Annotated in this window: 25 protein-coding genes; 11 read left to right on the top strand and 14 right to left on the bottom strand. The window is 64.8% G+C overall.

All coding sequences use genetic code 11. The features are described 5' to 3' along the window. Positions 1 to 36: 36 nt before the first annotated feature. From LT970_RS09870 to LT970_RS09860, 3 genes are all read right to left on the bottom strand, one after another. The gene (locus tag LT970_RS09870) at positions 37 to 456 is read right to left on the bottom strand and encodes a DUF7124 domain-containing protein (protein WP_232686300.1); all 420 of its coding nucleotides are present in this window, start codon (positions 454 to 456) and stop codon (positions 37 to 39) included. 625 nt (positions 457 to 1,081) lie between these two features. Beyond that, on the bottom strand, positions 1,082 to 1,294 hold the full coding sequence (locus LT970_RS09865; protein ID WP_232686299.1) for a DUF7979 domain-containing protein: 213 nt from the start codon (positions 1,292 to 1,294) through the stop codon (positions 1,082 to 1,084). Positions 1,295 to 1,406: 112 nt separating this feature from the next. Further along, a complete protein-coding gene (locus tag LT970_RS09860; RefSeq protein WP_232686298.1) occupies positions 1,407 to 2,657 on the bottom strand; it encodes an NAD(P)/FAD-dependent oxidoreductase in 1,251 nt (416 codons plus the stop codon). 564 nt (positions 2,658 to 3,221) lie between these two features. Here LT970_RS09860 and LT970_RS09855 point away from each other — a divergent pair. The 3 genes from LT970_RS09855 (at position 3,222) to LT970_RS09845 (ending at position 4,954) form a co-directional block, all read left to right on the top strand. Further along, a complete protein-coding gene (locus LT970_RS09855) occupies positions 3,222 to 3,788 on the top strand; it encodes an Hsp20/alpha crystallin family protein (RefSeq protein WP_232686297.1) in 567 nt (188 codons plus the stop codon). A 279-nt stretch (positions 3,789 to 4,067) separates the two neighbouring features. Then, positions 4,068 to 4,256 carry a hypothetical protein gene (locus tag LT970_RS09850; RefSeq protein WP_232686296.1) on the top strand — a complete coding sequence of 63 codons (189 nt, stop codon included), beginning with the start codon at positions 4,068 to 4,070 and terminating at the stop codon, positions 4,254 to 4,256. A 122-nt stretch (positions 4,257 to 4,378) separates the two neighbouring features. Then, on the top strand, positions 4,379 to 4,954 hold the full coding sequence (locus LT970_RS09845; protein WP_232686295.1) for a DUF6149 family protein: 576 nt from the start codon (positions 4,379 to 4,381) through the stop codon (positions 4,952 to 4,954). A 132-nt stretch (positions 4,955 to 5,086) separates the two neighbouring features. Here the strand turns inward: LT970_RS09845 and LT970_RS09840 are convergent, their stop codons facing one another. The 8 genes from LT970_RS09840 to LT970_RS09805 form a co-directional block, all read right to left on the bottom strand. Beyond that, the gene (locus LT970_RS09840) at positions 5,087 to 7,177 is read right to left on the bottom strand and encodes a dipeptide ABC transporter ATP-binding protein (RefSeq protein WP_232686294.1); all 2,091 of its coding nucleotides are present in this window, start codon (positions 7,175 to 7,177) and stop codon (positions 5,087 to 5,089) included. Next, positions 7,174 to 8,094 (bottom strand): ABC transporter permease, encoded by a 921-nt coding sequence (locus tag LT970_RS09835; RefSeq protein ID WP_232686293.1) that lies wholly within the window; start codon positions 8,092 to 8,094, stop codon positions 7,174 to 7,176. The genes LT970_RS09840 and LT970_RS09835 overlap by 4 nt, the downstream gene beginning before the upstream one ends. After that, complete coding sequence (locus LT970_RS09830) at positions 8,091 to 9,086, bottom strand: ABC transporter permease (protein WP_232686292.1); 996 nt, start codon at positions 9,084 to 9,086, stop codon at positions 8,091 to 8,093. Before LT970_RS09830 ends, LT970_RS09835 begins: the two co-directional genes overlap by 4 nt. Further along, entirely contained in the window at positions 9,083 to 9,940 is an 858-nt protein-coding gene (locus LT970_RS09825; RefSeq protein WP_232686291.1) for an HpcH/HpaI aldolase/citrate lyase family protein, read from the bottom strand. The genes LT970_RS09830 and LT970_RS09825 overlap by 4 nt, the downstream gene beginning before the upstream one ends. After that, positions 9,933 to 11,147, bottom strand: a complete 1,215-nt coding sequence (locus LT970_RS09820; protein WP_232686290.1) for a CaiB/BaiF CoA transferase family protein — start codon at positions 11,145 to 11,147, stop codon at positions 9,933 to 9,935. The genes LT970_RS09825 and LT970_RS09820 overlap by 8 nt, the downstream gene beginning before the upstream one ends. A gap of 23 nt (positions 11,148 to 11,170) precedes the next feature. Further along, entirely contained in the window at positions 11,171 to 13,087 is a 1,917-nt protein-coding gene (locus tag LT970_RS09815; protein WP_349292210.1) for an ABC transporter substrate-binding protein, read from the bottom strand. A 148-nt stretch (positions 13,088 to 13,235) separates the two neighbouring features. Then, on the bottom strand, positions 13,236 to 13,886 hold the full coding sequence (locus tag LT970_RS09810) for a helix-turn-helix domain-containing protein (RefSeq protein WP_349292260.1): 651 nt from the start codon (positions 13,884 to 13,886) through the stop codon (positions 13,236 to 13,238). Positions 13,887 to 13,998: 112 nt separating this feature from the next. Continuing rightward, positions 13,999 to 15,438 carry an NAD(P)/FAD-dependent oxidoreductase gene (locus tag LT970_RS09805; RefSeq protein ID WP_232686287.1) on the bottom strand — a complete coding sequence of 480 codons (1,440 nt, stop codon included), beginning with the start codon at positions 15,436 to 15,438 and terminating at the stop codon, positions 13,999 to 14,001. 115 nt (positions 15,439 to 15,553) lie between these two features. Between LT970_RS09805 and LT970_RS09800 the strand changes: the two genes are divergently transcribed. The 4 genes from LT970_RS09800 (at position 15,554) to LT970_RS09785 (ending at position 19,788) form a co-directional block, all read left to right on the top strand. Continuing rightward, positions 15,554 to 17,278 carry a histidine kinase N-terminal 7TM domain-containing protein gene (locus LT970_RS09800; protein WP_232686286.1) on the top strand — a complete coding sequence of 575 codons (1,725 nt, stop codon included), beginning with the start codon at positions 15,554 to 15,556 and terminating at the stop codon, positions 17,276 to 17,278. Positions 17,279 to 17,389: 111 nt separating this feature from the next. Beyond that, complete coding sequence (locus tag LT970_RS09795; RefSeq protein WP_232686285.1) at positions 17,390 to 18,277, top strand: homoserine kinase; 888 nt, start codon at positions 17,390 to 17,392, stop codon at positions 18,275 to 18,277. A 79-nt stretch (positions 18,278 to 18,356) separates the two neighbouring features. After that, positions 18,357 to 18,827, top strand: a complete 471-nt coding sequence (locus tag LT970_RS09790) for an RDD family protein (RefSeq protein WP_232686284.1) — start codon at positions 18,357 to 18,359, stop codon at positions 18,825 to 18,827. 244 nt (positions 18,828 to 19,071) lie between these two features. After that, entirely contained in the window at positions 19,072 to 19,788 is a 717-nt protein-coding gene (locus tag LT970_RS09785) for a hypothetical protein (protein ID WP_349292259.1), read from the top strand. A gap of 30 nt (positions 19,789 to 19,818) precedes the next feature. Here the strand turns inward: LT970_RS09785 and pdxS are convergent, their stop codons facing one another. Next, positions 19,819 to 20,724: a pyridoxal 5'-phosphate synthase lyase subunit PdxS gene (gene pdxS, locus LT970_RS09780; RefSeq protein WP_232686282.1), complete on the bottom strand. Its 906-nt coding sequence runs from the start codon at positions 20,722 to 20,724 to the stop codon at positions 19,819 to 19,821. Positions 20,725 to 21,073: 349 nt separating this feature from the next. On the opposite strand from pdxS, the gene LT970_RS09775 reads away from it, so the two are divergent. Together LT970_RS09775 and LT970_RS09770 are read left to right on the top strand one after the other, a co-directional pair. Then, positions 21,074 to 21,784: a DUF1405 domain-containing protein gene (locus LT970_RS09775; RefSeq protein ID WP_232686281.1), complete on the top strand. Its 711-nt coding sequence runs from the start codon at positions 21,074 to 21,076 to the stop codon at positions 21,782 to 21,784. A 33-nt stretch (positions 21,785 to 21,817) separates the two neighbouring features. After that, positions 21,818 to 22,909 carry an enolase-like domain-containing protein gene (locus LT970_RS09770; protein WP_232686280.1) on the top strand — a complete coding sequence of 364 codons (1,092 nt, stop codon included), beginning with the start codon at positions 21,818 to 21,820 and terminating at the stop codon, positions 22,907 to 22,909. 16 nt (positions 22,910 to 22,925) lie between these two features. On the opposite strand, the gene LT970_RS09765 is transcribed toward LT970_RS09770, so the two are convergent. Then, positions 22,926 to 23,819, bottom strand: coding sequence for an HFX_2341 family transcriptional regulator (locus LT970_RS09765; RefSeq protein WP_232686279.1), 894 nt, complete (start codon positions 23,817 to 23,819; stop codon positions 22,926 to 22,928). A gap of 167 nt (positions 23,820 to 23,986) precedes the next feature. Here LT970_RS09765 and LT970_RS09760 point away from each other — a divergent pair, with 167 nt between their 5' ends. Further along, the gene (locus tag LT970_RS09760; RefSeq protein ID WP_232686278.1) at positions 23,987 to 24,265 is read left to right on the top strand and encodes an amphi-Trp domain-containing protein; all 279 of its coding nucleotides are present in this window, start codon (positions 23,987 to 23,989) and stop codon (positions 24,263 to 24,265) included. A gap of 40 nt (positions 24,266 to 24,305) precedes the next feature. On the opposite strand, the gene LT970_RS09755 is transcribed toward LT970_RS09760, so the two are convergent. Next, complete coding sequence (locus LT970_RS09755; protein ID WP_232686277.1) at positions 24,306 to 24,719, bottom strand: EamA family transporter; 414 nt, start codon at positions 24,717 to 24,719, stop codon at positions 24,306 to 24,308. Between the two features lie 114 nt (positions 24,720 to 24,833). On the opposite strand from LT970_RS09755, the gene LT970_RS09750 reads away from it, so the two are divergent. After that, positions 24,834 to 25,112 carry a PadR family transcriptional regulator gene (locus tag LT970_RS09750; RefSeq protein ID WP_232686276.1) on the top strand — a complete coding sequence of 93 codons (279 nt, stop codon included), beginning with the start codon at positions 24,834 to 24,836 and terminating at the stop codon, positions 25,110 to 25,112. Positions 25,113 to 25,136 lie beyond the last annotated feature (24 nt).

Below are 25,136 nucleotides of genomic sequence, written 5' to 3'. Positions count from 1 at the left end.
CGCAGAAAACGGGGCCAGACGCTCGCGTCGGCGGGGCTACGGCCAGTCGTCGCGCTCCGGTTTGTCCGGCATCGGGTCGGCTTCGCCGTCCTCGGCGAGCTCCCAGTCCGCGGCCGCCGCGGCGTCCTCGAGCGGGAGGTACTCCCAATCCACCTTCTCGGCGAGCGCCTTGTCCTCGTCATTTGTCCCGACGAAGACGTGGCGTTCCGTGTCGAACTGCTGTTTCACGGATTCTAGGCTCTCCTGTTTGCCCTTCGGCCCCGAGAAGAAATCCTGCCGGATGCGGCGCTTCCGCGTGAAGTTCGTGACGACGTACGTCGGCTCGTCCGACACAACACCGACGTACTCCGTCCACTGGCGCGCGCCCGCGAACGCCGTCCCGGGTTTCGCGAGTTCCTTGAGCGCGGACAGTTCGAACGCGAGGGTCATGTCCGTGCTCCCGCCGGGTTGACTCATGCGTGATGGTCGGTTGCCGACGGGAAAAACGGCTTCGATTGACGTGTTGGTCGATGTTTGGAGTGTGGACGCGAGTCGCTGGGCTCGTGGATTCTGGTTCTCTCGATGTTATCAGTCCGGAGGTCACCCAGAAAGCCCCGGCTGGCTACAGTCGCGCGGCTCGCTGCGCGCGTCACTCACTTCGTTCGTTTTCGTGCTTGCTACGCCGTGCTTCCCGTAGCCAGCCGCCCCTTTCAGTCCCACCCTGCCGGTTGACCAGCCGGTACTGGGTGGGACTGAAAGGGGCGGGGTCATCGGGCGCGTAGCGCCCGATTGCTCGGGAGACCGGAGGTCTCCCCCAGCGCTCGCGCTTGCTCGTTCGCTCGCGACGTAAGCCGCGAGGGACGCTTCGCGTCCCTCGGCCCGTGCGAACGGCGGCTTCGCCGCCGTGAGCAGACACCGCAGCCGTAGGCGAGGAGCGCAACGAGCGAGCGGACGCGAGCGGCCCGGGGCTTTCTGGGTGGTCGCAAAAGTGACGTGGGCCACACCAGCCGGGGCTTTCTGGGTGTCCGGGAATGAGGTTTCGTATTCTCCAGTCGGAACGTCTCACCACTACACGACCAGCACCACAAAAACCACGAGTGTACTACTTCGCGATGTTGACGCGGTAGTAGCCGGTGAACCGTACGACTTCGCCGTCTGAGAGGTTCGTCGCGGTTTCCTTGGAGATGTCGGCGCGCCCGTCGGCGGCCGCCGCCGAGAGGGCTGTCTGGGCGTCGTCGTGAAGTTCGTCGATGTGGCGGACAGTGGCGTCCGCGGACACCTGATTCGTTTCTGTGGTTTCGAGAATCGGGTTCATCTGCTCACCGGCACTCCTGTGCCGTGGTAACGTATGGCATTATTTGGCATAAAGCCATCGCCGGCCGGCAAGGATTGCGGGAGAATAGTGTGCCGGCGACTCCGGGGATTCGCTACTGCTCCGTGGGGAGCGCCAGTTCGTCCATGTCGAAGTTGTCCTGCAGGAGGACGTCCTGCTGGTCCGCGACCGTCGCCTCCTGTTTGATGAGTTTCTTGTACTTCGATTGGGGCGCGAGGTTGCCGATGAGCACGCCACCGATGAGTTTGCCGTCCTTGAACGCCAGGCGGCGCCACTCGTCGTCGCTGTACTTGCGCTCGCAGGACTCGTCGCCCAGCGTCGGGAAACCAAAGGAGAGGAACGGGAAGTCAAAGTGCGTGATGGAGTACGAGGAGACCCAGCGGAACGGGTCGACGTCGAGATCGTGGCCCGCGTCCGCGAGCATCGTCTTCGCCGCGAGCGCGCCCTGTTGTTTCGCGGAGCCCCACGAGCCGTTCTGCGCTCGCTCGCTCATGATGGTGTCCCAGAACTCCGTGATGTCGCCCGCTGCGTAGATGTCCTCCGCGTCGGTGCGCATGTACTCGTCGACGTGGACCCCGCTGTCGATGGTGGCGTCCGTGTCCTCGAGGATCTCGACGTTGAAGTCGAGGCCGATGGCGACGCCGACGAAGTCCGATTCGTAGCGCTCGCCGTTCGGGTCGACCGTCGCGACGACCTCGCCGTCCTCGGTCTCGAAGTGGTCCGCGCCCGAGTCGAAGACGGGTTCGACGCCCATCTCGCGGAGGCCGTCGTGGATGATTTCGGCGCCGTCCCCGCTGAGCGCGTAGCGCCACCAGCAGTTCCCGCGCATCAGGTACTTCGCGTCCACGTCCTGGGCGCCACAGATGGCTGCGAGGTCGATGCCGAGCAGGCCCGCGCCGATGACGGTGCCGGTGTCGGCCTCCTCGGCGTGCTCGCGGATGCTCCGAGCGTCCTGGAACGTCCAGAAGTGGTGGACGCCCTCAGCGTCGGAGTTCTCGACCGGGAGCTGGTTTGGCGTACCGCCCGCGGCCACGAGGAGTTTGTCGTACTCGATGGTCTCCCCCTCGTGGGTGTGGATGGTGTGGTCGTCCTGGTTCACGCTGGTGACGAGCGTGTTCAAGACGAGGTCGATGTCGCGCTCGTCGTACCAGTCCTGGTCGTGGATGCTGATCGGTGCCTCGGGGAGTTTGCCCTTCGCGAACTCCTTGATGAGGATGCGGTTGTAGAGGGCTTCACCCTCGTCCGTGACGACGGTGATGTTGGCGTCGGGGGCCGCCTCGCGGAGACCTTCCGCGGCCGAGCTGCCGGCGATGCCGTCCCCGATAATCACGTACGACTCGCTCATAATCCGAACCATGCTTTCGGGGTTAAAGTGGGTTGCTATCTGCCGGGAACGTCGCGCTTCGAGCGTCTCCCTTCGAGTTCGAGGCCTGCGATGTCCTCTCGCTCTGGTAGTAATCGATGTTGATGACCGACGGCAGAACGACGAGAATCTTCGAACGCCCGTCAGTTCGACGACGGTGCTGGCTGCCGGCACCGACGAACGCGACGGAGTGGACTGACGACGCCGTCCGCGGCGTACCAACGCCACCCTCGCATTGCCGTTTCCCTCGCACTGACGCCTCCCGGGAACGACGCTCCCGGACGTTCGAGTAACACTCCGTTACTGGCGCCGCTGGCCGTGAACAGTCGTAAACAGTGCACTCGCTTTTTCAGCGCCTCTGTAGACGTTTCACCCGTCCCGGGCAGCGGGACGGGAAACAATGCATCTCGGAGATACCACGCAACTGCAGTCACGTCGGACCGGACGCACGGACGGCAATTCGAACGACCCCAGGAGCCGGTACTCGCGCGCCCCGCCCCGAAAACCGTCGTTCGAACGCCCGACACGATCACCGGGTGAGTTGCGATGAACGAGCGAGACCGTCCCAGGTCGTCCAGAAAGTCACGCGAGACGGAGTCCCCGCACGCCCGCCGTCAGGACCATCGAGCGTCCACCGACGTCCAACAGGGCGGAACGGGCGGGTCGTTCGGCGCCCGCGGCCAGCCACAGCCGCCCGAGTTCGGCGGTGTACAGCCGGCACCACCCGAGAGCGAGGGCGAAAAGATGACCCAGCAGTCCACGCAGGGACAGCAACAGTCGAGGTTCGCGTCACCGATGGTCGACGTCGTCGAGACGCCTAAGGAACTCGTGGTGTACGCGGACACGCCGGGCTTCGAGAAGGACGACATCCAGATCCACGCGGACGCGAACACGCTCTCGGTGTCCGCGGACCGTTCGTCGAAGCCGCCCTTCGACGAGGACGAGGGCGAGCGCGGACTCGTCATCGAGCGCCCGTCGAAACTCGAGCGAACCATTACGCTGCCCGTTCACGTCGACCCGGAGGAGGCGTCGGCGTCCTACGAGGACGGCGTCTGTGAGATCACCATCCCGAAGGAGGAAGGTGACAAGCGCCGCGAAGTCGCCTTCCAGTGACCGCCTGACCGGAGACCACCGTCACGCGGTCGACTCGGCGATTCCGAGTGGCGTCGACTGAGATGTCTCGGTCGTCCGTCTTTGTGCTTGCTCCGTTCCTTTCATCGAGTGAACGCTCCGTTTCGTCGATTGGCAGTACGCGCCCCTCCACGCAATAATCTGGTAACCATCTGGGGTGTTTATTCCACGAATCAAATCCCGAAAGAGTATTCTGCGTGGGTGAGTAACACGCTCCTACGGCCGGTAACCGCGGACTACTGCGGCCGGCGACGCCAGACGATGACCGAATCAAACTACCGAGTCGTCTCGGAGCGGAAGCGCGCGGGCGAACTACTGGACCTCCCGGAGGGCGCGAACAACGTCTCCGTCGAACCCGCGGACACAGCAGGCTACGTCACCGTCACCTACCTCAAGCCGATGCTGCGCGTCCCCTTCCGAGACGACGGCCCGCTGCCGTACGTGGAGTGACGTCTGCTCCGCGCTCTGCCCGCTACCCCGGAGCCAGCGCTGCCATCTTCTCCTCGTCGATACAACGCAGCGGAGACGCAACGAGCGGGACGTTCTTTGTCGTCCGCTCCGTACGCCCGGGTATGAAGATCAACCAGAACGTCCGCCACTTCGCGTCGAAGAAAGCCCTCGAATTGCCGGGCGTGCGCGCGGTGGCGAAACGCGGCCTCGTCGACCTCCACGTCCGGATCTTCGCCGGAAAGGCCGCAGAAGGCCGCCGCGAGGAGCGCGAGAACCGCCTCGAGGCGTTCTTCGACGCGACGATCGACATGTATCTCGCCGCGCTCCAGGAAGGATTCTCGGAGGCCGAAGCCCGCGAAATCACGCACGCTGTCGCCACCTTTGACTTCTACAACCACGGTTGGGCGGAGATGATGGAGTACCCGCCGGACGAACTCGCCGACCACTACGACCGGTACGCCGCGTTCTTCGACCGGCACGGCGTCAGCATCGACGACCCGCTCGGCGAATTCCGGCCCGCCGATGGTCTCCCGGACGCCCCCGCAACCCCCGAGAAACTCGACGAAGCCGACTTCGAGAACGCTGAATCCGGCTACGCCGACGACGTCTACGTCGAGACGGAGGACGGCGACGTGACGCGCGGCGACATCGATGAACCCGACGACGTCGACCCCACGGACAGTCCCGGAGTGGAGTAGCTAGTCGGCCGTGGTGTCTCGAGAAACGGCGCACCGGCCTTCGCTGCAACCGGCCTGGTTCTCCGCCGGGACGAGAATGTTAGAGACAAGATTCGCTGGCTGAACGTGTCCCGAAGCGCTGATCAGCGTTGTTCAGTCGCTCGCTGACTCCTCGGACGACGCGTCGGGGGATTCGAGTTCGCTCGCTGGGTCCTCCCCACTCCCGTCCACTGGGAAGTAACAGGCAGCGTGGTGGTCATCGTCACCAGTGTCGGCCAACGCGGGTTCGCCCTCCCAGCACTCGCTCGACGCCTTCGGACACCTGGGCGCGAACGTGCACCCCGACGGGAGGTCAACTGGGTCCGGTGGCTCACCGTCGAGGAGGACGCGTTCACGCGAGACAGAGGGGTCCTTCTCGGGTGATGCAGACAGCAGTGACTCCGTGTAGGGGTGTTTCGGTCGGCCGGCGACGCGGTCGACGAGCCCTTCCTCGACGACACGACCGAGGTACATGATGGCGAGTCGGTCCGAGACCTGCGTGAGGCTGGCGAGGTCGTGACTGATGTAGATGATGCCGATGTCGTCGGTGTCCGCGAGGTCACGAAGGAGGTTGAGGAGGTTCACCTTGAGGGAGACGTCGAGCATCGACGCGGGCTCGTCACAGATGAGGAAGTCCGGATCGAGGACGAGCGCGCGTGCGATGGCGACTCGCTGGCGCTGGCCGCCAGAGAGTTCGTGGGGGTACTGGTCGAGGAAGCCTCGTGCTGGCGTCAGTCCGACCTTCTCTAGGGTCTCCGTGACTGCGGCTGTTCGTTCGTCTGTCCGGTAGTCGTGAATCGTGAGTGGTTCGCCGACGAGTTCCCTGACCGTCTGTCGGGGGTTCAGCGAGTCATAGGGGTCCTGGAAGATGATCTGCGCCTTCCGCCTGAACTCCTTCATGTTCCCGTCGCGGTAGTACTCGTCTGACTGGCCGTCGAACACGATTCCCCCGCCAGTCGGTTCCTCGAGCAACGCGATCGTCTCGCCGAGCGTGGATTTACCGCATCCGGATTCGCCAGCGATTCCGAGGACCTCCGACTTCCGGACGGAGAGTGACACACCGTCGACGGCGCGAACGGGGTTCGGGTTCTCCCCTCTGACCTTGCTGAGTAGTGACTGACTCCGTCCGTAGTGCTTCTCCAAGTCCTTCGTCTCTAAAATCGTCTCCCCGACGTCCGACGACGCGGCGTCGTCGTCTTTGATACCCCACGTTTCGGCTTCAGTCGCGTCCTGTCGCATCGTCGCAGCTTGTTGAACGTGGTGGCACGCCGACCTGTGGTTCCGATTCGGGAGGTCGACGAAGTCTGGATGTTCGTCCGCACACTCCTCTGTTGCGAACGGACACCGGTCCTGGAACACACAACCAGACGGAACGCTGTCGAGGTCTGGCGGTGACCCCGGAATCGATACCGGATTCGACGACTCCTCGTCGATCTCCGGGAAGGAGTTCTTCAACCCCATCGTGTAAGGGTTCGTCGGGTTGATGAGGACGTTGTCGACGCTCCCCTGTTCCATCACCTTCCCTCCGTAGAGAATCGAAAGTTCGTCACACGTCTCTGCGATCACCCCGATTTCGTGGGTGATGAGGAGCAACGAACTGTCCATGCGCTCCTGGATATCGAGTATCTTGTCGATAATCTTGTCCTGAACGACGACGTCTAGTCCCGTGGTTGGCTCGTCCGCGATGATGAGATCGGGTTCGAGAGCGAGTGCCATGGCGATGGTGACGCGTTGTCGCATCCCGCCGCTGAACTCGTGGGGATAGTCGTCTATTCGGTCGGGGTCGAGGTCGACGATGTCGAAGAGTTCCCGGACGCGGTCTCTGGCGGTCTCCGTCGAGACGTTGCGGTGTTTCTGTATCGCTTGCCGTATCTGGGCACCCGTCGTCATCACCGGATCGAGGGAGTCCATCGCGCTCTGGGGGATGTAGGCGATGTCCTCCCAGAGGACGTCCCGGAGCCCCTCGTCGGTGAGTCCCGTGAGCTCCTGGCCTCTGAACTCGACGGTTCCGGATTCGACGATTCCGTTGTCGGGGAGAAGACCGAGAACGGCCTCGGCTACGGTAGACTTCCCCGAACCGGATTCGCCGGCAAGCCCGTAGTTCACTCCCTGGTCGATGCTGAAAGATACGCCGTTGACGGCGTGTACCTTCCCGTCTTTCGTGCTGTACGTGACCTCGAGGTCGTTGACGTCGAGCAGACTCATTGGTTCGTCTGGATTTCGGGGTTGATGACTTCCTCGTAGGCGCGTCCGACGAGGAACACTGATGTCGTGACGGCCGCGATGCTGAGTGCCGGCGGGAGCACCCACCACCACGCGAACCGGATGCTTCCGGAGTCGAACACCATCCGAAGCATCCGTCCCCAGCTGGTCATCGTCGGGTCGCCGAAGCCGAGGAACGCGAGACTCGCCTGCGCAGATATCGCCCACGCGACCCCGTACGCCGTGTACAGGAAGCCGATGGGCAGGACGTTCGGTGCGACGTGCAGGAACATCGTCCGCAGGTTGCTCGCACCGCTTGCGCGCGCGGACTTGACGAACGTTCGCTCGCGCACCGAGAGCACCTCCGAGCGGACGACGCGTGCCGGCATCTTCCAGAGGAACGCCGCGATGACCGCCGTGATCACCCAGATGTTGGACGTGATGAACGTCAACAGGAGGAGTGCCATGGGCATGAACGGGAGCGAGAACGTGAGGTCCGTGAACCGCATCAGCACCTCGTCGACCCACCCACCGTAGTATCCGCTCACCAGTCCGATCAGGAAGCCGATGAGGCCCGTGAGAACCCCGCCGACGAGTCCGACGATGAGTGTCGGCCGGGCACCGGCGAGGAACTGGCTGAACACGTCCTTTCCGTAGGCTGTTGTACCGAACAGTGCGCGCGCGTTCGGCTCCGCGAGTCGCATCACACTCCCGTCGCTGGCCGTCACGTCGTACTCGATTGGGTCGTGGGGGGCGAGCATCGGCCCGAACAGCCCCAGGAACACGAACACCACGAGAATGATCGCACCGGCGAATGCGAGGCGATCCTGGCGGAGGAACGCGAACTGCTCGGCGATGGCCGACCGAATCGCGTTCACGCGCTCGAAGAGGACGGCGCCGTTCTTGGACTCCGTGCTCACGCCGCACCACCTCCACTGGTCGAGACGGTGGGGTCGAAGTATGCGTACAGGACATCCGCGAGCAGATTCGCGATGATGACGGCGAGCGCCATGATGAACACAGCCGCCTGCACGAGCGGATAGTCCTGTTGCTGGATGGCGAGTACGAGCGCTCGCCCGATTCCGGGCCACGCGAACACGACCTCCAGGAGGATGAGCCCCTGGAAGATCATGCCGAGACGAAGCGCGAAGTACGTCAGAATCGGGAGCATGGAGTTCCGGCCTGCTCGCGCAAGTTGCTCGTACTCTGACAGCCCCTTTGCCTTGTGGAGTTTCAGGAACTCCGATCCCCGCTTCTCGATGACGCCGTTGCGGGCTAACAGGAGGAAGTCCCCGCTGTAGTAGAGTACCGCGATGGAGAACGGGAGGATGTAGTGATGTAGGAAGTCCAGGGACGCGAACGTCTGGTAGTATCCCTTCGGAGACGCCGTGATCGAGCGCATCCCGAAGGCTGGAACGAGATTCAACTGATAGGAGAACACCATGAGCAGGAGAATCGCCGTGATGAACACCGGCGTCGATCGGAGGAACGTCGTCCCGATGATGCTCGTCTTTTCGGTGGTTGTCCCGCGATTCCACCCCACGTACATCCCGAGGAGAGAACTTAAGATAGCGGTGGTGAGTAGTGCGGGCACGAGGAGAACGAGTGTGTTCACGAGTTTTGGGGCGAGAATGTCCCACACGGGACGACTTCGAAGGATGGAGTACCCGAACTGGAAGGTGAGAAGACTCTGGAGGTACGAGAGGTACTGCTTCCAGATTGGTTGGTTCAGGCCGTACGTGGCCATGATCTCCTGCACCTGCTTCTCACTGAGGTTGCCGGCAGTGATGAGCGCCTCAAATGGGGTTCCGGGGAGCAGCCGGAGGACGACGAAGATGATGCTGACGGAGACGACTGTGAGCATCATCGCGATGGCGACCCGTTTCACGAGGAACCGCCGGAAGTCGCTCACCTGGCCACCTCTTCGTGGCGGTCGATTACTGTCCGGTACTGTTCGACGATCGCTGTGTCGAGGAAGACGCCGTCGACGACCAGTGAATCCCGGTCGGCGCTGTCGAACGCGTCGACGAACTGGACGGCTTCCTCGTACTCGTCCTGGGTTGGTGTGTACATGTCGTTGAGCGTCGATAGTTGAGTGGGATGGATGGCCTTCTGTCCGATGTAGCCGAGTCGCCGCGCCGCAGAGGCGTGCTCACGCAGCCCTCCATCGTCGTCGATATCCTGGTAGACCGTCGTAATCGGGTCGAGGCCACCGAGAGAGGCCGCGCTGACGATGGTCTGCCTGAGAAACCTCTCCATCTCTGCTGGTTTGCCGGTTGCACCGATGGCGCGCGTGTAGTCCCCCAGTCCGTAGGAGAGCGCAGTGACCGACTCGTACTCCCCGCCGCGCTCGGCAATCTCCGCCGCGTTGAACAGGCCACGTGGCGTCTCGATGGTCACAAGGAACTCCGGGCTGTCGTCGCCGACCTCTGCAGCAGCCTCGACTGCCATGTCGACCTGCCGAGGCTGTTCGATCATCGGGAGAACGACTGTGTCGACGCCGGCCGCGATACTCGCCCGGAGGTCAGTCTGCCAGTGATTCGTCTGCAGGCCGTTGATGCGCGTACACGTCTCTGTGGCTCTGTTGTCCGTCTCCTCGAGTACGACAGCGATACTCTCCCGCGCCTCGTCGAGCGCGTCCGTCGGAATGGCATCCTCGAGGTCGAAGATAACTGCGTCCGCATCGTCGAGCCGTACGGCGTTCCGCATCATCGACTCGTCGTCGGCGGGCGTGTAGAGGAACGACCGTCGGAGTCGGTTAGTCATCGCCTTCGCCCCCGACGTGCGTGACGCCGTCGTCGGCCAGTTGCCGCACCTCGTCCGGCGTTCTGTCTGTGTACTCGGTGATGACGTCGACGGTGTGCTCGCCGATATCCGGACCAGGGTGTTCGACGCGTCCCGGCGTCTCGGAGAGCTTCGGAAAGACACCCCGCATCGGAACCTCCTCGTCGCCATCGTCGACGTGCAGGATGGCGTCTCGTCTGTCGAAGTGCTCGTCCTCGAAGATGTCCCCCATGTTGTTCACCGGACCGAGCGCCGCGCCGTGTTCCTCGAAGATGTCGATGACCTCCTCGCGGGTGCGTTCTCGCATCCAGTCCTCGATGATGGCGTCTAACTCCTCGACGTGCTCGAGGCGCCCCTCCATCGTCTGAAACCGGGCGTCCTCGACGAGGTCCTCACCACCAACGATCCGGAGGATTCGTTCCGCGATACTCGGCGCGCTCCCGGATATCGCGACCCACCGGTCGTCTTTCGTCCGGTAAGTGTTCCTCGGGGCGGTCCGGCTGCTCTGATTCCCTGATCGCTCGTGGTCGATCCCCTTCCTGCCGTACTCGGTGACGTGATCGCCGAGCACGCCGAACATCGACTCGAGTATCGAGGTGTCGACGTACTGGCCAGTGCCGTTCTGTGTATCACGCCAGTAGAGCGCCATCATGGCGGCGTACGCGGAGTGGAGTGCACTCACGGTGTCCGCCATCGCAGTGGGAGGAAGGGTCGGCGGGCCGTCAGGCTGCCCGGTCGAGTACGCGTACCCGCTCATCGCCTCGACGAGTGTGCCGAATCCAGGGCGATTACTGTAGGGGCCGGTCTGCCCGAACCCGGTGACGCGAACCATCACGAGATCCTCGTTCAGGTCGGAGAGCGTCTCCCAACCGACGTTCCAATCCTCGAGCGTTCCCGGGCGGAAGTTCTCGACGAGTACGTCCGCGTCCGCGACGAGCTCTCGGAATATCTCCTGGCCGTCCTCCGCGTGCAAGTCAAGCGGGACGCTCTTCTTGTTCCGGTTCACCCACTGGTAGGAGAGCTCCTCGGGGTAGTCGCCGAACTCACGGAGGGCGTCACCGTGTTCGGGATGTTCGACCTTGATGACATCGGCACCGAAGTCGCCCAGGATCATCGCGGACAGCGGACCCGCGTACAGACTGGCGGCGTCTACGACGGTGAGACCGTCGAGCGGTGTGTCTGTTGACATTGAATGGTAGTGGTTCGGAGTGGTCAGGAGAAGTCTGGCTGACCCAGTTCGGCACGGCGCTTGTGCGTGTTCCCGTTCTGGATGCGTTCGACGAACGCGCCCCACGCGTCCCCGTTCGGGTATCGGAGGCTGCCACTCCCGTCCCACGTGTATCCGGCCTGCTTCAGGATGGTTTTCGCGGCCTGGGGGTCGTGCGTGTAGTTCTTCGTGTCCTTCGTGTTCCAGGGTGTGATCGGAGAGATCGGATTCTCCCCGTTCGGAACCGTAGCGTTCCCGAGAAGGACCTCCTCGACGAACCCGCGTTTGTCGACCGACTTGGCGAACGCGACGCGGAACTCCTTGTCTCGGATGAGCGGACAGGAGAACATTAGCTTCGCATCGAGTGGCGCGAAGTTCTCCGCGACCATCTTCTCGATACCACTTGTGTTCGCGGCCCGGTTCGCCTGGCTGTTCGAGAGCGTCGTGCCGACCGCGTCGATCTGGTCCTGTTTCAGAGAGCCGAGCATCGTGTCGACGTTGCTGAGGTTGACCCAGATGACGCCCTCCACTCCTGGCCCGGACACTGCCTGGTCGCCGAGATGTTTCTGACGCCACGCATCGTCGAACATCCAGTGGCCGTCGTTACGCTTGACCTCGAACTGAGAGCCCTGGCTCCAGCTCTTGTACTTGAACGGCCCCGTTCCGACTGGATTCTTCGGGCTGTGGCGGGACGGCGTTTCGACGTCCTTCCACTTGTGCTTCGGAATGATGACACTGCGCACGACGCGCTGGGTCAGGAACGCGGCGTCCGGATATTTCAGGTTGAACTTGACCTTGTGGTCTCCGAGAACTTCCGCGCTTTCGATGGGTTCGTAGAACGCTACCTGGCTCGTCGAAGTGTACTCCTTGTATATGTCAACGGTGAACTTCACGTCTTCCGCCGTGAAGGGTTCGCCATCGTGCCACGTGACCCCCTCTCGGAGGTCGAATTCGACCGTTGTGTCGTCCGTGAACGCCGCGTTTGTCGCGAGCGCCGGAATCACCTCGAGGTTGGGGTTGGCGTCGAACAGGCCGTCGTAGATGTACTTCAGGCGTTTTTCCTCAGCGCCGCCAGCCGCCCAGGGGAGGTTGAGTGAGTTCATCGACGTAGTGACCCCCTTCACGTACGTGGAGCTGTCTGCCTGAGGCTGGAGATTTACCTCTGACCATTGGAAGGAGTCCCCTGTCGGTCCGTTCCCGGGCGTCATCACGTACCCCGACCACCGGTTCGTGTTCGCCGCGGTGATGACGTCGGGGAAGAGGCTGATAATCGCCCCGACGTCCTCGGCGAAGATGCGCTGTGCCTCGTCGACGAGTTGCTTCCGCTTCGATTCGTCGCCTGTCAGCGTGCGCTGTTTTTCGAGGATTTCGTTCAGTTCGGGGTTGAAGTAGTTGTCGTAGTTCGAGGGGCTGTTCTTGTGCCGGCGCATCAGGAGGGGGTTCGGGTCGAGCCCGCGCTGTGGGTCGGGACCGTGGGTACTCATCGAGACGACCGCTTCGAGCCCTGGCGTGTTCCAGCTCTGCGCATAGAGCTGATTGAGCGGACGGTCGTTCAGCGTAACGGACGCACCGAGATTCTCTGCGGCGCGTTTCATCATGAGAGCGTGCTCTCGCATCCAGGGGTCGTCTTCGCTGGAGAACTCCATCGGAATCGGTTCTAGGACCGACCCGGCTTTCGCCGTGTAGTCGAGGGGCGGTTCTTCCGCCTCGATGGTCGACCAGTCGTGCCAGTACTTCGTTTTGACCGATGCGGGAACTCCGTCGGGCACTTTCGCCTCTAGACCTCCTCCACTCGACTTGTTACAGCCCGCGAGTGTCGAGAGGCCCGCAGTGGCGACTGCCGCAGAAGTCAGGTAGCCACGTCGACTGAGTGTTCGGTTGTCTGACGACTCGCCCGGTCCATCACGGTCTTTCGATACCATGCCACTTCCTCAATTAGGGGTTAAAACAATCATTATGGTCCCGATGGGAAACGATGTGTATCACGTTATAAGTTGGATTGGTGTTTGATAACATATCACACTGATGGCTGAACCCGTAACGACCCCTCGTGGCCGGCGCGCGCAAGTCTCAGTGCCGCGGGCCGTAGACAATCTCTAGAAGGTTCTGCTCTGCCGTTCGAAGGCGTTCGCTCATCGTCGACTGCGCCACCCCCAGTTCGTCCGCCACGTCTGTCGCCGACACCTCTCGCGGTACCTCGAAGTACCCCATCGTGTACGCTATTTCCAGCGTCTGCAACTGTGCGTCCGGGAGTTTCGTCACTAACACCTCCGTCAGCCGCCCGCTGTCGAGGGGTTCGCCAGGGGACGCGATTTTGTTCACACTCGCCAAATCGAATCTTCCTAGCGATGCCTCTATCTCGTCTGCGAGGTCACGGAACCCGTCCCACGTCCGCGTCGTCAACACAATCTCGAACACCCCCTGCGTCAGCACGATTCGGTTCGGAATCGCTTCTGCGCGCAAGATCAGTCCGAGAATGAACGGGTACGATTCGTTCGTGAGGACCATCATCCGAACCGCGTACCGGTCGGACGAGCCGGTCGGCACCGTCTGCCCGTAGAAGTACGTCGTCCCCGAGATACCGAACACGACCTCCTCGGCGTCGAAGGGCTCGGTTGTCGACACCGTCAACGACTCGATCCATTTCCCGTCCTCGACGTAGAAGGCGTTGTCCAACTCGATACTCTGGACATCATCGATGCACGACGCGAGCCGGTCGATTGTGCCGGTCGGTTCAGTCTGAAATTCGACGCGGAGAATCTGCTCTCACCTCCGCCATCTTGTGACGTGGGTGTGTAAATGTCTGTCGCACTTGCTGGTCCGTGTCACGCGCTTATCCGTCCCGGCGCTCGCTGTTTCTCCCCGTCGTTTCTCTCTCACCAGCGATTCGGTCCGCACACTCGTAGCCAGCGACGATGCCGCCGTTCAGCGAACGCTCGGGGTACTGAGCGCGCGAGGCCATCCCCGCGTAGTAGACGCCGTCGCCCACCGACTCCTCGAGGTGGTACGGAATCACCATGTCGAGGTAGCCGCGCTCGTAGACCGGCGCGGTGCGGGGGTTCCGGGCCGTCTCGATCCAGTTGACGTGGCTCCGGTCGAACGACGGGAAGAGGTCCTCCAGGCCCGCGAGCCAGTGCTCTTCGACCTCGTCGTCGCTCATCTGCCAGACCTCGTCTTCGGGACTCTGGATGTACTTCGGGACGTACAGGAGGTGTTCGCCGCCGTAGCGCTCCTCGGAGATGAAGTTCGTGTGCTCGATGAGCGCGCCGAAGGGCGCGTCGTCCGCGATGTTCAGCCAGTACGTGTCCGTGAGCTGGCGGTCCATGCTCACGAGCGAGCACACCGTCCCCTGGAACGTGATGTCGCACTCGTAGCCCGTGAGCTCCTCGAGGACGTTCGGCATCGCCGCGACCACCACGGCGTCCACGTCGAAGGTCTCCTCGCCCTGCCAGTCGAAGGCCGTGTCGGCGACTGAGCGGGCCGAACCGCCGCCGTCGGACTGCGCTGTATCGTCGCCGTCACCCTGGCCCGCGCCGCCGCTTCGCTCCACGGTCACCGTCCGGGCTGTGCCGTCCGCGACGCCGAGGTTCGTCACGCGCGCGTTCGTCTCGATGTTCTCGCGTCCGACCGCGTCGACCAGCGCGGCGTTCAGGCGCCCGAACCCGCCGTCGAGATACCCCAGGGGTTCGCCGCGCAGCAGGTCGCGTTCGCCGCGGAACTTGATGCGGCCGAGCAGCCACGCCGCGCTCACGTCGCTCACGCGGTCCCCGAACTTCGCTCGCAGGAGCGGCTGGAAGAACGTCTCGTAGACGTTCCGCGTGGTGTGTTCGATGCAGAACTCCTTGACGGAGACGTCCTCGAAATCCTCGAGTCTGTCGTACGTGTCGAAGGAGGGGACGCCGCCGCGAACGTCCACGTCCAGCATCAACATTCCGAGACGGAACGTGTCGTAGACGCTCCAGTGCGGGAACGCCAGGATCTCCCACGGTGTGTCCATCGGGTGGACGGTGCCGTCGACGTAGTACGCGTTCTTTCCGATGGGCCACCGCAGGTCGTCGCCGAGGCCGAGTTCCTCGATCAACTCCACGATGGTCTCCTCGGACGCCGAGAGGTGGTGGTAGAACGTCTCGATGGGGTCGCCCGCCGTCTCCCGCGTCGCCGCGAGGCCGCCGACCGAGTCCGACGCCTCGAACACGCGGACGTCGTGGCCGTGGCCCTGGAGTCGGTGCGCGGCCGCCAGCCCCGCGATGCCGCCCCCGACGATGGCAATCATGTACAATCGTGGGGCGCGACTCGGGGTTAGCGTTACGGTCCACGACAGCGTTCGAAGCGGCGGTAGTATCGCCCGGTGCCACCATATATTTGGGAGGGGCGTTCGATGCGCGGGTATGGCTCTGCAGGCGACTCCGTACACGCTCCCGCTGGTGGTGTGCGGATTCGCGTTTGCGGTGTTCGCCGTTCACCTCGCGCGCCAATGGAACGAGCAGTCGCGGGACGTCCAGTACGCCATTCCGCTGCTGCTGGCGACGGCAGTCTGGATGCTCGGGTACGCCGCCGAACTCTCGGTCACGACGACGGACGCCCAACTCCTGTTCGCGAAGATCGAGTACGCTGGGAACGTCACCGCGCCACTGCTCTGGTTCACGTTCGTCCTCTCGTACCTCGGGTACGACGACCTCCTGGACCGCCGCTGGCGTCTGGCGCTCGCCGTCCCGCCCGTCGTGACGTACGCCCTCGTGGTCACGTACCCAGCCACCACCCTCGTCTGGACGAGCACGGAGACCATATCCAAGGGCGGGTTCGTGGCGCTCCATACCGGCCACGGACCTGTGTTCTACGCGTTCATGGTGTACATCTACGCGCTTGTGGCTGTCTCGATGTGGTTACTCGCGCGACGACTCGCCGCGGGCGCATCGATATACAGGCGGCAGACCACGGGGTTGCTCGTCGGTGCGTTCGTACCAGCCGTCGCCGGTCTCGTCTACATCTCCGGAGCCAACCCGTTTCCCGCGGTGAACCTCCCGGCGCTCGCGTTCATCGTCACTGCCGGCGCGGTCGCGTGGAGCGTCGCGCGCAACGAACTGTTCCGGCTCGCGCCGGTCGCCTGGGAGACCGTCGTCCAGGAGTTCGACAGCGCCGTCTTCGTCCTCGACGACGCCGACCGCGTCGTCACCGCCAACCCCGCGGGACGCGAGCTCGCGGCCGCCGCGGTCGGTGCGCACGCTGGCGAGGCGTTGACGCCAGCTCTCGGCGGGGACTGCTGGCGGCGGTCCGGTCAGCACGAATGCGACGCATTCCGTGACGGCGAGCGCCACGTCTTCGAGGTGTCGGTCGCCTCCGTCGAACGCGGCACGTCGCGTCTCGGTCGCACTGTGACGGTTCGCGACGTGACCGAACGCCACGCCCGAGAGCAGCGTCTCGAGGAGTTCGCGAACGTCGTCAGTCACGACCTCCGGAACCCCCTGAACGTCGCCAAAGGGAATCTCGAACTCGGCCGAGAAAGGGGGGACGACGACCACTTCGAGGAGACCGCCGACGCGCTCGACCGCATGGAGCGTATCATCGACGACCTCCTCACGCTCGCTCGCGAGGAACGCGCCGAACGCGACCACGCGACCGTCTCACTCGCCGCGACTGCGCGCACCGCCTGGCAGTTGGTCGACGCGACGGACGCGAACGGAACACTCGAAGTGGGCGGCGACCGCGAACTCGCGGCCGACGAGACGGCGCTCCTGCGACTTCTCGAGAACCTCTTCCGGAACGCCGTCGAACACGGTTCGGCGAGCCCTGCCTTGCAGGCTCGCCAGGACGCCGTGGAACACGGTTCGCCGGACGGATTGACTGCGTCGGACGACGTCGCCGCCGACGGAAGTCACTCGGCCGTCGCCGTACGCGTCGGCGCGACCGAGGACGGCTTCTTCGTCGCTGACGACGGCCCCGGTATCCCGATGGACGAGCGCGAACAGGTCTTCGATCGCGGCTACACCACGAACGACGAGGGAACCGGGTTCGGGCTCGCCATCGTCGAACAGATCGCGGGCGCCCACGACTGGACCGTCGCACTCGCGGAGAGCGAGGACGGCGGCGCGCGCTTCGAGTTCACTGTCGAGTGAGGGTTCGGTTCAAACGTGGATGGGAGCGTAGTTCTCGCTCGAGTCGGGCCGTAGTCCTCACTGGGTGAGTCCTCCGCTATGCTTTTGCCGCGGCCACCGGAACGAGGAGGCATGATAGCAGTTCGCGCGCCGGCGACGAGCGCCAACCTCGGCAGCGGATTCGACACGTTCGGGGTGGCGCTCGACCGGCCCGCGGACGTGGTTCGCGTCGAGCGCGCCGCGGAGACAACCATCGAGGTGACCGGACTCGGGTCGCAGTACATCCCCGAAGACCCCGCGCAGAACACCGCCGGCGTCGTCGCCGACGCGCTCGACGCGCCCGCACACATCCGCATCGACAAGGGCGTCCGCCCCTCGTCGGGACTCGGCTCCTCGGCCGCGAGCGCCGCCGGCGCCGCCGTCGCGCTCGACGCGCTCTACGACCGGAATCTCGGCGACGAGGAACTCGTGCGCGTCGCCGCCGAGGGTGAGGCCGCCGTTTCCGGTGACGCCCACGCTGACAACGTCGGACCCGCGATCCTCGGCGGATTCACGATCGTCCGCGACGACGGTATCGAGCACGTGAACGCGTCGCTCTCCCTGGTCGCGTGTCTCCCGGATTTTGTCGTCTCCACCAGCGACGCCCGTGAGGTCGTTCCCGAGAGCGCGTCGATGGACGACGTCGTCGACACCGTCGGGTCCGCGGCCACGCTCACGCTCGGCATGTGCCGGAACGACCCTGCGCTCGTCGGACGCGGCCTGGAGGAACGCGTCGTCACGCCCGCGCGAGCGCGACTCGTCGACGGCTACGACGCCGTCCGGGACGCCGCGCTCGACGCAGGCGCGACGGGCGTCACGGTCAGCGGTGCGGGCCCGGCGGTGCTCGCGGTCTGTCTCCCGACTGCTCAGCGCCGCGTCGCCGGTGCGCTCGTGGAGGCGTTCGACGACGCTGGCGTCGACGCCACCGCGTACCGAACCGGAATCGGGGGTGGGGCGTCGATTCTTCGAGGCACTCCCTGAGCGGAATCGGATGGCGTTCTACAGTCTGGTAACGCCACAGGAACATTTATACAACAGTTCTGAAATTGTCGATTCACTCATGTCAGGATACTCGAAGCAGCCGGACCGCGACGATACCGACATCATCGGCTCGCGGATCGGCGCACAACTCGTCGACTCGATAATTATGGTCGTGCTGTTCTTCATCGGTTCGTTCATCGGCGGACTTGTTGGCGGATTCATCGGTGCGTTCGCTGGCAGTGATGGGATTGCCGGTGGTGCCACTCTGCTTGGTATTCTCGTCGGAATTGCTGCCGCGCTGTTCTACGCCTTCCTGCTCGAGGGCGCGTGGGACGGCTACACTGTGGGCAAGCGGGTGTTCGGAATCAAGGTCGTCAAGGAGACCGGAGAGACCCTGGACTACGGCGCCGCGTTCGTCCGCAACCTTCTCCGCATCATCGACGGCCTGTTCTACTACGTCGTCGGTTTCATCGCGATGGCCGCCAGCGACAAGCGCCAGCGCATCGGCGACCGCGTCGCCGGCACTGTCGTCGTTCGCGAGGAGAACTGACCACCAGCCACCGCCTGTTTGCTCGGCGCCAATCGATGCCGTGGCGTGCTCGGCGACGACCTGACAGCGACAGCGTCGCCACGACAGCTCGTTCCGTCGAACCGTGATAGCTCGGCTCCGTCGAAGTCCGAGCGGTTCGGGGAGGACTCGAACTCCACTCCGCCACCGTGGAAACAACTATGAACCGAGCCGAGAACTGCCAACCATGTCAACCAGAACGACAGTTCACGGAACCATCAGCGGGATGGGAACCCGGGCGAACTCGGCGTTCGCGGCGGGTGCGGTCGCGCTCCCGCTGGCGGCACTGGTCTACGCCGTCGCGTTCGGTACGGTCGAACAACACACCTACGTGCACGTCATGGCGGGCGTGCTCTGGACCGGCATCGACCTCTTCATGGCCATCGTGCTCGGTCCGGTGCTCGGCGGCCTCGACGTAGAGGAACGCGCGAGCGTCTTCCAGCGGTTCACGCCGAAGATGACGTTCCTCCTGCCGACGCTCGCGCTCGTCACCATCGTCGGCGGCATCACGCTCGCGCTCCGGATGGACCTCTTCCCGCACGCGGACGCGTGGCTCGCCGTCTTCACCACCGTCACGCTCCTCCCGGCGCTCGCCCTCATCGGCTGGCAACTCGACGCGTTCCGGGACTGGCGCTGGCAGGCGTGGTTCGGCGCCGCCACCGTCGGCAGTGTCGCCTATCTCGTCGTCGCGCTCCCCGGATTCGCGATGACCAACCACGCCATCGCCGCCGCACTCGTCATCGTCGCCGCGCTCAGCGTCGTCGGGTTCGGCGTGCTGATGCCCGGCGAGGTTCGCATCTACCGCGAGATGACGTCCGCGAACCCGGACACCCAGCTCATCGGCGACATCGGGATGCGGAACGCGAAACTCTCGGGCGTCCAGGGCGTCCTCCAGCTCGCCATCGTCGCCGTGATGGTGTATCTGCGCTGGGGTGGCTTCTGAGAAAACCGACGGTAGCGACGTCCAGCGGACTTAGTTCCCGCGACCCTGCATCTGCTCTTCCTCGGGCAGGTCGGCGTTCGCCTCGCCTTTCATGCCCGACCCGATGTTCGCGGAGATGTCCGCGAGGCGCTCCGGGTCGTCCCAGTTGTTCACGGCGTCGACGACCGCGCGACCCATCGACTCGGGGTCCTCCGCGCCGAAGATGCCCGACCCGACGAAGATGCCGTCGCACTCGTGGTGCATCATCAGCGCCGCGTCCGCGGGCGTCGCGATGCCGCCCGCCGCGAAGTTCACGACCGGCAGTCGACCCATGTCGGCGGTCTCGTGGACGAGGTCAGCGGGCGCCTCGTTCTCGCGAGCCCACATCTCGCGTTCCTCGTGGTTCATCCCCTCGAGTTCGCGGATGGCGCCCTTGATGGCGCGCTGGTGGTGGACCGCCTGATTCACGTCGCCCGTGCCCGCCTCGCCCTTCGTGCGGATCATCGCCGCGCCCTCGTCGATGCGCCGGAGCGCCTCGCCGAGGTTCCGCGCGCCACAGACGAACGGCGCCGTGAACTCGCGCTTGTCGATGTGGTACTTGTCGTCCGCCGGCGTGAGGACTTCGGACTCGTCGATCATGTCCACGCCCACCGCCTGCAGAATCTGGGCTTCCTTCCGGTGGCCGATGCGGGACTTCCCCATCACCGGGATGGAGACGGCGTCGATGATCTCCTCGACGTCCGCCGGGTCCGCCATCCGCGCCACGCCGCCGCGCTTCCGGATGTCCGCCGGGACGGCCTCCAGGGCCATCACCGCGACGGCGCCCGCTTCCTCCGCGATTCGGGCCTGCTCGGCGTCCACGACGTCCATGATGACGCCGCCCTTCTGCATCTTCGCGAAGCCGCGTTTCACCAGGTCGCTGCCGCGTCGCAAGTCCTCCAGGTCGGTCTCGGTCATACCCTGACGTTGCGCGGGGCACCGCTTAATTGGGTTGGTTGCGGAACGGAGTGCGGTCGTTTGTGCATTCGGTACTGCTCGAACCGATAACGATGCCTGAAAGCCCTCGGCGCGCACGACTCGGGAGTCTCGCTGTGCGCTTCCCTCGTTCGTTCCGCTCACTCCGGTGCAGTGCTTGCGTCGCCTGCCTTCGTCCTGCGCGCCTCGCCCTTTCAATCCGCCAGGCTGTCGGCTGATCAGTTTGCTGTCGACATCGGTTGGTTGGTTAGCGTGATTCGAGCCGGCTGGCCGGCGGGTGAACTCTGGGGAACCCCACAAGGCTATGGCGTCGCGGGCGGACGGTCGGGGTATGTCGCTGTCGTCGCGGGTGTCGTTGTCGGGGGACGAAACGCTCCCCGAGCGCGCCGCGCTCCCGTGGTACGTCGCGCCGCTCCCGGAGAAACTGGAGAACCTGGCGCTCCGGTACGCGTGGCTCATCGTCGCTATCAATCTCGCGGGCACCGCGTTCGGCTTCTGGTACTACCGCTTCCAGCTTCGGGCGACCCAACTGGTGGCGTGGCCGCTCGTCCCCGACAGCCCCGTGGCGACGCTGTTCATCGGGCTGTCGCTTGCCGCGTACAAACTCGACTGGGACGCAGACTGGCTGCACGCGCTGGCGTTCTTCGGGACCCTCAAGCTCGGGTTCTGGACGCCGTTCGTCCAGCTCGTCGTGAACGGCCAGGGCGCCCTCTGGTGGGGGATGTACTGGTTCCTGATTCTGAGCCACCTCGCGATGGTGCTCGAGGCGTTCGTCATCCACCGCTACGCGACGTTCTCCGTTCCCGCAGTCGCACTCGCCGTCGCGTGGTACGCCGGTAACGACCTCGTGGATTACTTCCTCACCGTGCTCGGCGGCCCGCACCACACCATCCTGCGCGCGGAAGTCGTCGGCGCCGCCGTCGACCACTCGCTGGCTGCCCACGACCTCGCGGCGGCCGCGGCGGTCGCGCTCACGATTCTCGCGACGTTCCTCGCGCTCGCCACGCGCGTCAAAACGCTCGAGACTCGCGCTGCGGACTGAGCGCTTTTCCCGCTAGCGCTCGACTGTCCCGGCATGTACGACGCCGTCGCCGACCTGTCGCTCGTGGTGGAAGCCGTCGAACTCGAGCAAGTCGAGCGCGAGACGCCCGGATTCACGAGGGTCACGACTGTCGTGACGCTCCGCGGCGCGGGCGAGACGGGCCGCGGCGAGGACGTCACCTACGAGGCCGACCTCCACGACGATCTCACTGCCCTCACGGAACACGCGGACAGCGAGGGCGCGGACCGCGCGCTCGACCTCACCGGCGAGTACACGCTCGACTCGTTCTCGGGCGCGCTGGACGACGCGGACCTCTGGCCCGCCGGCCTCCCGGAGCGCCGCGACTTCGTGGATTACCGCCGCTGGGGGTTCGAGGCCGCCGCGCTCGACCTGGCGCTCCGGCAGGCCGGCGAGACGCTCGGCGACCGACTCGACCGCCAGTACGACCCCGTGCGCTTCGCCGTCAGCGAGAGCGTGCCCGAGGGGGACACCGGGCGCGTCGAGGACCTCCTCGAACGCTACCCCGAGGCCGAACTCAAACTCGACGCCACCGACGCCTGGACCGACGAGACGTTCGAAACGCTGGCCGCGACGGATGCGGTTCGCGTCGTCGACCTGAAGGGCCAGTACCACGGCACGGAGGTCGACCAGTCCGCGAACCGCGACCTCTACGAGCACGTCTTCGAGACGTTCCCCGAGGCCGTCGTCGAAGACCCCGCGCTCGTGGGGGCAGCAGATGCGACCGACGACGAGGACGCCACCGCCGACCTCGTGAGCGAACACGCCGACCGCATCTCGTGGGACGCGCCGATCCACGGCCTGGAGGACGTGCGCGACCTCCCGTTCCAGCCGCGCTGGCTGAACGTCAAGCCATCGCGGTTCGGAACGCTCGAATCCCTCTTCGAGACCATCGAATGGGCGAACGAGCGCGACGTCTCGCTGTACGGCGGCGGCCAGTTCGAACTCAGCGTGGGACGCGGCCAGATACAGGAACTCGCGTCGCTGTTGTACCCCGACACCCCGAACGACGTCGCCCCCGGCGTCTACAACGACACCGAGTTACCCGAGGACCCGCCGAGGAGTCCACTCGCTGTGCCCGACGACCACGCGGGATTCGGATGGTAACCACGCCCAGTCGCTCTCACTCGTCGCCGTGCGCGCGCACCCACAGTTCGCCGATGCGCGACAATCGAGTGCGATACGACTTCCCGTGTTCCTCGCGCTCGACGTACCCCTTCCCACCAGGGCCGAGTTTGTCCACCGTGTAGATGACCTTCGAGCGGAACGAATCCGTGTACTCCTCGTTCAGGTCGGCGGCGAGCGCTTCCGCGAGGTCGCTGACGGAGTCGAACTCGCCGTGCTCGCCGAGCGTGAACAGGATGAGTTCCTCGAAGGGCTTGACGTTCGAGAACGAGGCGACCGGGAGTTCGACGACGTGGCTGCCGTCGATCTCCTTCGCGCCGATGGTGGTTCCCCGCTCGTCGAATTCCGCGAGCAGGTCGCGGGCGGCGTCGAGACGCTCTCGGACGGCGTCGTCGTCGAACTCGCCGTCTACGACGTCCGCGAGCAGGTCCGCGCTCGCCCGCAGTTCCTCCGCGAGCTCAGTCTCGAGGTACTTCTCCGGGGCCGTGTAGTACGTGTGGATGCGGTCGCGGTCGGCCTGGCGTTCGACCATGATCGAGTGGGCGGCGGTGGCGAACGCGAACGACACCGTCCGGGGCATCGCCGCGATGTTCACCCACACCTCACCGTCCGGGTCCGAATCGAGGACGTCTTCGATGAGTGTGAACGCCTGCTCGAACGCGTCGTCGTAGGCGTACACGTCCTCGACGGACACGCGCTCGGTCTCCGCGCCGAGGAGGTTACGGAAGTCCTGTTCGAGCTTCTCGGAGATGCGCTGGCTGTACTCGACGTTCGCCTGACTCCCGACTGCGCCCTCCAGGAGGATGACGCGGTCGACGCGCAACTGGTCGCGCACGAGCGGCGCGATGAGCCGGTCGTAGTCGAAGCCGACCGGCACGACGTGCGTCTGCATACCCGACAGGTGGAGCGCGTCGTTTATATAATCCGGCAAGCGAGTCGCTCGCGCACCGACCGCGCACCGACCGCGCACCGACCGCGCTCCTACGCCGCTCCACGCCGCCCACGCTACCGGGTCCGATAGCGGGTGCGTTTATCCCTCTTGGCTGCCTCTATGCGCACATGCCCGAAGAAGTGCTGTTCGAGTCCGAGAGCAAGCAGTCCCGCGAGAGCATCGCGACGTACCTCCGTCGAGTGGCGTCGAACCTCGAGGAGGGTGCCCCAATCACACTGACGGCCGGCGGCGAGTCCGTGACGCTCGAACCGGCCGCGACGTCGACGTTCGAGGTGAAGGCCGAACGCGAGGGGTCGGCAGACGACGGCGAGGTGAGCGTGGAGTTCGAACTGGAGTGGCGAGAGGGCGCCGACGAGACGGAGCGCGGCAGTCTCGAAATCGAGTAGATTTGGGGTGCTGGCCGTCGGCGCGGTCCGTCACCCGTCCTCAGGCGGAGATGAGGACGACGGCGACGACGGCGAGTGCGATGCCGACGAGGTTCGTGGTGCTGAGTACGGCGTCGAAGTAGAGGACGCCCGCGATCACGGGGATGATGAAGTACAGCGCGGAGATGGCGGAGACGACGGCGACGTTGCCCTGCCCGAGCGCCGTGTAGAAGAACACCGCCCCCGCGGCGAGCATCACGCCGGATGCCAGCGCGAACGCGACGTCGATTCTCGCGCCCGCGAGCGGTTGGCGGGTGCTGACGGCGTAGCCGCCGACGACCACCAGGCTCGCCACGTAGGACAGTAACACGGCGTTCACTGGCGAGAGCGAGCGCGTCGCGACGCTCGCGGCCACGGCCCATCCACCGTACAGCAGTAACGCGCCGACGGCGAACGCAATCGCTGTGCTAGTCATGCAGGCTGTTGTGCCAGCGGGACAAAAAGGCCGGCGCCCGCGGAACGGTAGCACTCCGGAACGTCGGCACCGTGGAACGTCAGCAACTTTGGTGCGTGTGCGCAACGACGACCCATGAGCAAGTGGCTGACCTCTGGACTGCGGCGGGATATCTGCGTCGTGGTTGCGGGCGAGGACGCCCCCACCCAGCAGTCCGTCAAGCGCGCGGTAGAGCGGAAGAACGACGACCGCATCCGGCCGAAGCGCTTCGACGGCGCGGTCAGGAAACTCGTCGACGCGGGCATCGTCGACCGAAACCCGGACGGCGTCCACGACCGCCTCTCGCTGACGGATGCCGGCGAGACGCGGCTGGCGGAACACCAGGAGTGGGTGGCAAAGCGACTCGACGAGTGACGCCGAGCGCGCTCGACGTGCGCG

It is taken from the genome of Halobacterium zhouii (assembly GCF_021249405.1).
GTDB lineage: Archaea > Halobacteriota > Halobacteria > Halobacteriales > Halobacteriaceae > Halobacterium > Halobacterium zhouii.
This window is presented reverse-complemented; position numbering and strand designations above follow the sequence as displayed.